Genomic DNA, 10368 nt, shown 5'->3' with positions numbered 1-10368 from the left:
TGCTGACGATGGTGGTGGATATTCCCCCCGCCCGGCCCGCCCTGCGGGGAGGCTCCAGGATGAAATCCAGGCTGATACTGGAGATGCCTTTGAACGCCACGTAGCCGATGATACCGGCCAATATCGCTACTATTATTATCCCTGCTGACCAGAAGGCCGCGGTGATGATGCGATCCTGCCATCTATTTCTTGCCATTGATGTCACCTGCCTTAGCCACCCGGTTGACAATTAGGTTCAAGACCACGATAAAAATAAACAATACCATCCCGGTTGAAAAAAGTGCAGCTTGATGATCACCGCTGGCATAGCCCATCTCCAATACTATATTGCTGGTCATGGTTCTCACCGGAGCCAGGATGCTGGCCGGCACAATACTTGAATTGCCTGTTACCATCACCACCGCCATGGTTTCGCCTATAGCCCGTCCCATACCCAGCACAACAGCGGTAATGATCCCTGAACGAGCCGCCGGAATAATAACCTTGGCTATGGTTTGATAATGAGAAGCTCCCAATGCCAGCGAACCTTCGGTATATTCACGGGGAACCGCCTGTATAGCATCCCGGGAGATGTTTACCACTGTGGGCAGAATCATAATCCCCAACACGATAGCACCGGCTAAAACGCTCATGCCGTTTCCGCCCATATGTTCACGAATAAAGGGCACTACCACCAAGAGCCCTACGAAGCCATAGACAACTGAGGGTATTCCGGCCAATAGTTCCACCAGACTGCCTAGCAGCTGGCCTATGTGGCGGGGTGCGATTTCGGCCATGAAAACCGCCGTGGCCAACCCCAGGGGAACCGACCATATCATGGCGGACAGAGTCACGGCCAAAGAACCCACCACCATTGCCCCAATTCCAAATATACCTTTGGTGGGACGCCAATCGGTATTAAACAAAAAATCTGCCCACCCTACCTTCAAAAAGACCGGCAGTCCTTTGCTAAATATAAACAGGGTTATAATGGCGATTATGATAATAAAGAGGGCGGCGCTCACGAACAGGGCTTTCTCGATAAATATCTCATTGTAGCGGGCTTCTGCGCCTCCGTATAGCCTGTTCATAGCTCCTCCTATAAGCTTACCGGCGGCTGGGCTGCCGCCGGATTTAATGGGTAATTCGCTTGATGAGGAGATGATAGGTCTACTCATCTTATTTGCTTACAGTGATGGCGCCTTCTTCAACTATCAATTGTTGTCCCTGCGGGCTTAGAACGTAGTCGATAAAGGCCTTGGCCAATCCGCTGGGTTCGCCTTTGGTCACATAGATGAAAGGCCTTTGCAGTTTATAGGTGCCATTCTTCACATTGGTTTCGTTGGCTGCAATTTCGTCCACCTGCAGAGCTTTGACTTCCTGGTTGAGGCTGGACAACGATACATAACCGATGGCATTCTTGTCGCCGGCCACAGTGGTTCTAACCGCTCCGGTGGAATTCTGCACGATGGCGGTGCTGATTATGTCTTTTTTGTTCATAACCAGGCTAGTGAAGGCCTCCCTGGTTCCCGAACCATCTTCTCTGGTGACTACGGTGATGGGTGCGTCAAGGCCGCCCAGCTGCTTCCAGTTCTTGATATTGCCCAGGTAGATGTTCATTACGTCAGCGGTGCTTATTGAAGAAATGGCATTGCTGGGGTGTACCACTATGGCGATGCCGTCCAGGGCAATGATAGTGTCCACCAGGCCTTTGGCCTTTTCTTCACTGGTTACCGACCGGGAAACCGCGCCTATACCCGCAGCTCCTGAGACCGCAGATTCAATGCCCACACTGGAGCCGCCTCCCTGTACGTTGATCTGTACCTCTTTATTGGCAGCCATAAATTCTTCGGCAAGCAAATCGCTGAAAGGTTGAACCGAAGTAGAACCAGCCACTGTCAAGGTGCCGCTAAGGGCAGGAGTCGGCTGCTGGGGGGGGGCAGAAGCTTCTTGCTTTCCGCATCCGGCAGTTGCCAAAGCGCCAAACATTAATAATCCCGCAAAAAATACAGTGCCGACTTTCTTTACTCTCGATAATCTCATGAATACGTTCCTCCTTTTATAATGCCTTACTTTTATCATTAATAGGATAAACGATCATTGTAAAGGATAATCGGACCTTACATCTCGCCAGGGTAATTCTTATGTAAAGATTGTGTAAACGGCACCAGAAAATGTTTTTTGTAGAAGTTACTGCTTGAATAAGGTTACCGAAAAGACGGTGCCTGTGCCTATGGTGCTCTCTACCGCTATCTGACCATGGAGGTTTTCCACCAAATGCTTGACGATCGCCAATCCCAGCCCGGATCCTCCGGTTTTCCGGGAACGGGCCTTATCGACCCGGTAGAACCGTTCGAAAATACGGGGGAGCTCTGCTGCGGGAATGCCGGTACCATGATCTTTAACCTTGATAATGACTCTGTCAGCAGATTCCTCCAGGATTAATTCGATAATGTTCCCCTCGGAGCTGTATTTAATGGCATTGTCCAGCAGGTTGATCATAATCTGTTCGATAAGCTCCGGGTCACTTTTTAGATTAGCCGCCTCTCCGCGATCATAATAATTGATCGTTATGTTTTTTAGTCCGGCCAGATTATTCATCCTGGCCGCCGTTGTCGCCATCAAACTGTTGAGGTCTATTATTTGCATATTCAGGCTGACCGGTTCCGACTCTAATTTGGACAAAGTCAATAAGCTATTGATTAAATGGGTTAAACGCTGGGCTTCATCATAAATAATGCGAGTAAACTCAACCGCATTGAACTGGTCTGAAATGCCCTCATCCAATAAAGTCTCTGCAAAACCGCTGATGGCCGAAACCGGGGTCTTCAACTCGTGAGATACATTGGCCACAAAATCTTTGCGCACCTGTTCCAGACGCTTCATTTCAGTGATGTCATTCAACACTAACAGTATGTCCTGACTGGATACGCCATTATTTATTATTGGCACCACATTGGCTTCAGCTATGTTTCCCCCTCTGGTGTGCAACACAATACTGCGCTTAATCGACTGAAGGCTTACTTTGGCTTCGTCTATCATGCAGAGCAGTTCATAGGCGGCGATGGACTCAGTATAGTTACGGCCTATAAAATCCTCTCCCAATCCCAACAGCGCAACAGCAGCAGGATTGGCATAAATCAAGCGCCCGTCATGACCGATAAGCATAATGCCGTTAACCGTATTGCTTAAAATCGCTTCCAGGCGATTTTTAACTTCCGAAATTTGATGCAGGTTTTGTTCAATATGCTGGCCCATGTTATTGAAAGCATGGGCCAGTACCCCCAGTTCATCATCGCTGTGTACAGATATGCGGCGTGAATAATTGCCCCCCGCCATGTCCTGGACAGCCGCAGCAATCTCCAGGATAGGCCGGGAAAAATACGGGATGACTAAAAAACTCAATATCAATGCCAGTATTCCACAGCCCAATCCGATCCCCAATATTCCTAGCAGGGCGTTTTTGTAGATATCCTGCAGATCAGCCAGGGGCATCGCCATGCGTACAGCGCCGCTGTTTTCACCATCGGAAAAAGGCACCGCGACATAGAGCATATTCATGTCCAGGGTGTCGCTGTAGCGAATTTCTACCCCGGTTTCCCCATGCAGGGCGGCATAGACTTCGGGGCGGCTGCTGTGGTTGTCAAGTTGGCCTGGAGATACCTCTGAATCACCCAGGACGATCCCCTGGGAATCAATGATAGTGACCCGGGTCAGGGCATCCCTGGCAGCAGTCAGACATATATCCTGATAGCTGCGTTTTACGCCGTCCGCCTGAGTCCGGTATCTGGCCATATCGGCCGTCAGATAAGCCTCTTTGGCCAGCCTGGATTCGAGGTTGTGCAGATAATAGGTTGTGAATTGAAAGTAACCAAGTCCGGAAAGCAAGACCAGCAATACTAGAATGGTGGCGAGGAAAGCCGCGAACAGCTTGCGGTGATAGCTCTTATTCATCGTCGTTTTCCTCAAATTTATAGCCAACTCCGCGCACGGTTTTAATAAATTTAGGCTGGTTGCTGTCTGTTTCTATTTTGTCGCGCAGCTTGCTGACCTGAACATCCAGAACCCGGGATGATACTCCGGCCGGAGAATCCCACAGCACTTGAAGAAGGTATTCCCGTTTCATAACCCGCCCCCGGTTCTTGAGAAAAAGCGAAAGCAGCTCGTACTCTTTAAGCGTCAAAATCAGACGCTGTCCGTGGTGGTAAATCTCATATTGTTCGGGTCTGATCTCAAAGCTGCCGATGGTGATGCTGGCCGGAGTTGCTTCGGCCTCAGCCCTGCCCCCTCTCCTGCGTAAGACCGCCTTGACCCGGGCGGTCAATTCCCGCACACTAAAAGGTTTGGTCACATAATCATCGGCCCCCATTTCCAGACCCAGAACCCGATCAATTTCATCATCCCGGGCAGTGAGCATGATTATGGGTGTCTGCAGGTTGGCCCGGCGTATTTCCCGGCAGATTTCCAGCCCGTCTTTGCCGGGCAGCATTAAATCGAGAATGATGAGGTCAGGCTGCTCCGTGTTGATAAGGTGCCAGGCCTGGTCGCCGTCAAAGGCCGCAACGGTTTCAAAGCCGGCTTTGTTCAAGTTGTATGTAATCAGCCGCACCAGGGCTTCTTCGTCATCCACTACCAATATTTTTTCCATACGCTCAACTCCAATTATGGTGTGATTGGGCCATCAACTAATTCGCTTGTATTCATTATGCTATATTTTGGGCATTTACAACAAGTTGCTGAATTAAGGATATTTTCCCTAATATTGCTGCCGTCTTATATTATTTTAACTCATCCGGGGTTAAATGCCCGGAGGATCAAGCCGAGATATCAGTACGTCAGAGTTGGGGTGATAAGCTTCGCCAACCGCATTAAAGGAGGAAGCACTATTCCTATGGCTTCCTCCTTTGTCCTCGGTTAATAACGTATCCCGCCCTGATTGAATACAAACCTCAATATTTTACCGCTGCCTTGAATCAATGCAGAAAATCATTTATTAAATTACAATCTTTTCAACCAGGATCCAATCGCAACTCCTATTGCCAAACCCAGAAATCCTCCAAATACCGGTCCAATTTGATCTAAATATATGATTCCCAGGGTTCCGCCCATGGCTGCTCCGATAAAATGACTATTATAACGCAACTGGAAACGGTCTTTCTCGTTCTCCCCGTCAAACCGGCTGGTTTCTAAAGCCTGATTATAAGCTTGCCACATCGAATATGAATAAATGCAGGGATAAAAAAGCAGCCATTGATAGTCCACGGTCTGAATGGCCAAAGCAATTTGGCCTCTGAAGGAGTACAAGATGGCAAGGTTTAGATTAGCCTTAACATTTATCATTAATTCCAGGGTGACCAGAACCAAGCCAATAATATAATCCCGGTTATAAAACTGCCCAAAACCCGGAAGACATAACGACCATAGCATAGCTATGGTGGGTGAGCGATTAATCTTCATCAAATAACTCCCTGTGTTTTTCCTATTGTCCCTCAGTCAGGCCGTTAATATCCGCATTCTCCTAGAGACTACCAAAGGCCGTCAAAAAGACGACAGACGGTGTGAAAACTATTCTGTGGGTTTTCAGCCGACCCACTTACAGCCGATTTTCGGCTTTTATTTGGGGCGGAGGCTAGCCTGTTGACCGGAATAACTCGTTCCTCTCCACTTTAGAAAATTAAATCGCAATTTCGGGACTTTTCATACAGCTTAACGACCTTTTCACAACAGAATCCGGGATCAAACTTGCCCGGGTGTCGCTGGGCGGAAAAAACACAGCGTTTGCAGGTTTTTTATATCAGCTTGAAGCCATAATTCTTTACCCATTGCTGCCAGCTCAAAGACCTGAATAACCTGTTCCCATCTGCCCGGGTCGGGCAAATAATGGGCCAATATATTGTAGCCCGGATCAAGTTGAGCAGGGTTGAAAATAGTATTTTCCTTCCCCGGGAAAAGCGCGACATAAAATATTCCGGTTTCTACCAGATCCTGGAAGAAATGAGTGCCGAAGGAAAGATCGGGCATAAATCCCCCTTCATCCTGAGCCACTTCAACCAGAACCACGGCATTGCAGATTTCCGCGAAAGTTAACGGGACTCCCAGCGAAGGGGTGGTGGTTCCCCAACGCCCGGGACCGATGAGCAGGTAGGAACTGTCGTCGCGCTCTTTGAACAAGCGATTCAAGCGCCCCACCAGGCGGGCGGCCTGATATTTATCGTTGACGCTGAGGCGGTGATAGGCGTCCGGTTTTACATATAATATTCGTTCCAGCTTCTGCTGCTGGCCGGGTCCCATGGTATTGCCGCGGGTGGCGAATAAGAGGTCTTCTGCCTTGTAGTCGAGGTTCAATAGGCGGTCGTCCTGATTCTTGATGGTTTGCAGGGGGCGGCACTGCAAAAGGCTGATGCGGAATCCCCCTTTCCTGTCGAAATTAACCGTGAATTCTGTATCAACCGGATTAGAATAGGCTCCCTCCAGGGTTTGCAGCAGGGTGCGCATCAATTGGGGGAAAGCCCCTTTGAGAAAACCTTCAAAAGAGAGTATCCATGCTTCGGGAGCAATTCTGCCCATCTGCCTGAAGCGGTATATTATATCATGGTCAGGAGTGGCCACCGTCTTCCACCAGGGCAATTCTGATTTCATCTTCACTATCTGCGAGAGATCAATGGTGGTGAGAACGTTGTTTTGTATATCAAGCACGTCGGCTTTGCGCTGCGAATAGTGACTGGCATCTGCCGGATTGGAATCGGGGCGCAGGATGGGCTTATCTAAAGCCAGAATACGGGGATAATCGTCATCGACTCTGTCTACCGCCCGAGTCCCTAATCCGAGCACCAGGCGTACCATGCCGGCCTGCGGGTCCATATCTTCCCGCCAGGTATAAGAGTTATGAGACATAGCCACCCCGGCCAGGTCGGGAAAGAAATAGTGCGACCGCAGTGAGCCCGACACCCGCTGCACCAGCAGAGCCATCTGCTCATCACTGTCGGCCATGCCCCGCAGTAGTCGATAGGCTAAGGCATCCTGGTTCATGGTGCTGGCGTATATAGATTTCACGGCCTTCTCAAAATTAAGATAGCGTTCCTGAGGATTGCCTTGATTGACGCAGAATACGCTCTCATATTTGCCGGCGAAAGCGTTGCCGAAGCCGTCTTCCAGCAGGCTGCTGGAGCGTACAATGATAGGCGATTGGCCAAAATAGTCGAGCAGCTGCTTAAACTGATCATTAACGACTTCAGGCATAGTGCCGTTGATAATTCGATCTTTCAAGGGTTCGGCCAGGGTGAAATAATTTTCCGGTAATCTTTGCTGCTGGCGAAGCTCCCAGCAATTGTTTTCTACCAGGTAAGTATAGTAAACGTCCGATCCGATATAGAATGAATCATGAGGCTCCAAATAGTTGGACCAGTCGATGTCCGAATCCTTTTCCAATATCTTGCTGGCCAAAAGCATTCCTACGGCTTTACCGCCGATAAAACCGGAACCCACCAGACGATTGCGCATCTCCAGGAAATCCTCCAGAGAAAAATACCTGCGGGCCAGGCTCAAGATGCGCTCATCCCGGCCCAAGAGCATGCGGCATAGCTTCTCCACCATGGCTTTTTCCTTTTCACAATAATCGGCCGCTGTCCGGTTTTTTTCCTCCAACAGGTTTTGCACATTGAGGAAAATCCGATCCCAGTAATCGATCTTGCGTTCTACGTTGCCGGGTCCCTGCAATTGGAAGCGCGAAAGATACTGGGCAGTCTCAGCGCTGCTGGTAATCGGCACAAAGCTATTGCCCTGAGAGATATGCGGTAAGAACATGGTTGGTGAGTAGCGGTTCCAAACCTTGAGTGGATGGATGTAAATATGGTCCTCAAAGCGGAAGATATCCAGCAAAAGCTGCGTGGTCTCCCGTATACGGGCAATGGTGGCATAAGAGTTGCGGTTCTTGATCAGCGCGAAATAGGCGATGGTGTTTAATTTGAATAGATATGGACAGGTCACCCTGAAAAAATTGCCTATCATAAGATCTGTGACCCAGGCGGAGAGCAGATCGGTAAGACTGTCAAATACATAATAAACCCTTTCGCCTTCTTGAGTGGCTATAGTGTGTACCCGGCTCGAAAAGGACTCGAACCCCATATTGGCATCCAGCTGATACTCTTTGATTTTGGGGTCAGAGGGGAGCAGCGGAGCATGCTGGCCAAAACGCAGATATACCACGGTTATATTTTTGGCTTTGGCTGCTTCCACCAAAGGAATCACCATATTCTGATACTCTTTTATATCCTCAACCTGCCATACCACGTTATCTCCCCAGCGCAGTCCGTCAAGAATCATATCCAAGCCCGATATGCCAGTAGAGGCACGATCAAATCCCCAATTCATAGCCATTCTCCTTTCTAAGCAGAAAAAGCAATCCAATTCAAAAATCCCTGGGGGATCAAGGAACTGCATTGCTCCAACTTCATTATATTTACCTGTGAGTCAGGTATATTTGCATCAATTATAGCACGCTAAATGCTTTGTGGGTGGGGTTGGGCCTTAAGAATACTGGATGCAATGGAGGCCTCGTGAACAAGGCCTAAATTCAACAAGGTGTTGCCTTGATTCCGCAGCTATTGTAGTGCCGTTTAAGTCCGCTCCCTGGCCTATCCGCTTAAGCCGGAGATCTTTGGCGCTTGTCAAGAGTTATAGCCTTGTTATCGATGAAGCTCCCGGCCTGTCAGACATAATCAATTGAATAAATTCATGCTGAGTCTTTATTGATGTCTTGGGACAATATAACCTCGTGGGAAGCTTTTCATCCGGCCAGGGCCAACCATTTCAGGGTGAGCGCATTACATTTGTTAGGCTCAAAAAGGACAACATCGATCCGGAGGCCAATTGATGTTGCGCCACAGGCTTTCCTATTGTACAGTCAAATAGAATCTATGGTCATCTGCACGACCGGGGCAATAAGCAGTTTCAAAGGAGTGAGAAATGGATGCCCGACATTCTGCCCTACATAATTTTAGGATTATTGGCCGGCATTTTAAGCGGCCTCATCGGGATTGGCGGAGGTATTATCATTGTGCCGGCCCTGGTACTTATATTCGGATTGACTCAGCAACAAGCGCAGGGCACCACCCTGGCGCTAATGATACCCCCGGTAGGACTATTGGCAGCTTGGACATATTACACCCGGGGGTTGGTTGATCTGAGAATTGCAGGTCTAATCGTCATCGGATTTTTCATAGGTGGTCTGCTGGGAGGCAAAATAGCGGTGGGATTGCCTAACCACATTCTGCAAAAGATTTTTGCCGTAGCCCTGTTTCTGGTCGCATTGAAAATGTTCTTCGACAAGTGAAAACGGACTAATCCATGAAAAAACGGCAGTAATGGATCTTATGTGATATATATGAAGCTCTAAACTTATGCTTATCTCTCTGTATCTTATTTTTACATTATTCTACATTATTTTAGTCTCTTTTATAAACGCTTGTTTATACGATAAAAACAACGCTTCTTGCTCAGCGGATTTCCCGATATTTGGATTCAACCTCTAAAACAGCCCGTTATTCTCGTCATAATCCCGAAGATCGCTAAGGCCCTGTACACGACCATGGTTACTCCGTATTGAGCAAATGCGCATAATATTCCCCTGTCATTATTAATCGTATCCAAACCGATGATCTAATATTAAAAAGCTGAGATTATTAATATCACTAAATGAAATTCATTATTTTTGGTTATTTATAATTATAAGGATCGTCTGGGATATAATAAACATAACCTGAAGTCATAACTCCCTTGGTTCCAAACCTGACAAGCAGGCTTTTTTAGTATAGTCAGTGCCTTAGGTAGCGGTTTTAAAAACAGTACTAAATGAATTGGAGTGATTATTATGCCGGATTTCGGAAACTCGTTTTCGGGTAACGCCAGGGATCGCAAGCTGACTGAAGCCGAGTTGATAAGGGCTATTCGTTTTATGGTAGCCGCTGAATATGAGGCCATTCAACTCTATATGCAGCTGGCCGAGTCAACTGATAATCAGCTGGCTATCGCTGTATTGAAAGACATCGCCGACGAGGAGCGGATACATGCCGGAGAATTCCTGCGATTATTGAAGGAACTCGCTCCCGACGAAGAGGCATTTTATAAGGAAGGCGCTGAAGAAGTAGAAGAAGAGATCGAAAAGCTAAAACAGAAATAACCGGATCTTGATTAATGAAGGAGCAGAGAATCTGCTCCTTCGCAGTTGTCTGTTGCGGTTTGGCACGTTTTAAAAGTCCGGGTCCTATGCCGGTTGTGCCGAAGATGACACCAATTGTAGCGACAGTCACTCTCGGGCGGCATGGCTGATGCCGCGCCATGGGGAATTACAAGTATCTCCAATTTTACGTCCATCACTGTTGTGGCTGCGGT

The 10368-nt window shown here is 48.2% G+C and carries 8 protein-coding genes and 1 pseudogene; 2 read left to right on the top strand and 7 right to left on the bottom strand.

Going from position 1 to position 10368, the window contains the following annotated elements:
• From B3W37_RS08680 to B3W37_RS08650, 7 genes and pseudogenes are all read right to left on the bottom strand, one after another.
• Positions 1–196, bottom strand: a pseudogene (locus tag B3W37_RS08680) (phosphate ABC transporter permease PstA); the annotation flags it as partial.
• On the bottom strand, positions 183–1070 hold the full coding sequence (gene pstC / locus B3W37_RS08675) for a phosphate ABC transporter permease subunit PstC (RefSeq protein ID WP_481043164.1): 888 nt from the start codon (positions 1068–1070) through the stop codon (positions 183–185). The pseudogene B3W37_RS08680 and the gene pstC, both read right to left, overlap by 14 nt.
• An 88-nt stretch (positions 1071–1158) precedes the next feature.
• On the bottom strand, positions 1159–2022 hold the full coding sequence (locus B3W37_RS08670) for a phosphate ABC transporter substrate-binding protein (RefSeq protein WP_483168752.1): 864 nt from the start codon (positions 2020–2022) through the stop codon (positions 1159–1161).
• A gap of 147 nt (positions 2023–2169) precedes the next feature.
• Positions 2170–3933 (bottom strand): two-component system histidine kinase PnpS, encoded by a 1764-nt coding sequence (gene pnpS, locus B3W37_RS08665; protein ID WP_483168751.1) that lies wholly within the window; start codon positions 3931–3933, stop codon positions 2170–2172.
• Entirely contained in the window at positions 3926–4627 is a 702-nt protein-coding gene (locus tag B3W37_RS08660) for a response regulator (RefSeq protein WP_481038905.1), read from the bottom strand. The genes pnpS and B3W37_RS08660 overlap by 8 nt, the downstream gene beginning before the upstream one ends.
• A 350-nt stretch (positions 4628–4977) precedes the next feature.
• On the bottom strand, positions 4978–5436 hold the full coding sequence (locus B3W37_RS08655) for a hypothetical protein (protein WP_483175394.1): 459 nt from the start codon (positions 5434–5436) through the stop codon (positions 4978–4980).
• 279 nt (positions 5437–5715) lie between these two features.
• Positions 5716–8349 (bottom strand): PEP/pyruvate-binding domain-containing protein, encoded by a 2634-nt coding sequence (locus B3W37_RS08650; RefSeq protein WP_483175393.1) that lies wholly within the window; start codon positions 8347–8349, stop codon positions 5716–5718.
• A gap of 598 nt (positions 8350–8947) precedes the next feature.
• Here B3W37_RS08650 and B3W37_RS08645 point away from each other — a divergent pair.
• Positions 8948–9310 (top strand): TSUP family transporter, encoded by a 363-nt coding sequence (locus B3W37_RS08645; RefSeq protein WP_483168748.1) that lies wholly within the window; start codon positions 8948–8950, stop codon positions 9308–9310.
• 537 nt (positions 9311–9847) lie between these two features.
• Positions 9848–10156 carry a ferritin family protein gene (locus tag B3W37_RS08640; RefSeq protein WP_481038898.1) on the top strand — a complete coding sequence of 103 codons (309 nt, stop codon included), beginning with the start codon at positions 9848–9850 and terminating at the stop codon, positions 10154–10156.
• Positions 10157–10368: the final 212 nt, after the last annotated feature.

This window comes from Syntrophomonas sp. UBA5494 (assembly GCF_002426325.1).
Note: the sequence above shows the minus strand (reverse complement) of the source record. Positions and strands in the feature narration are given on the sequence as shown.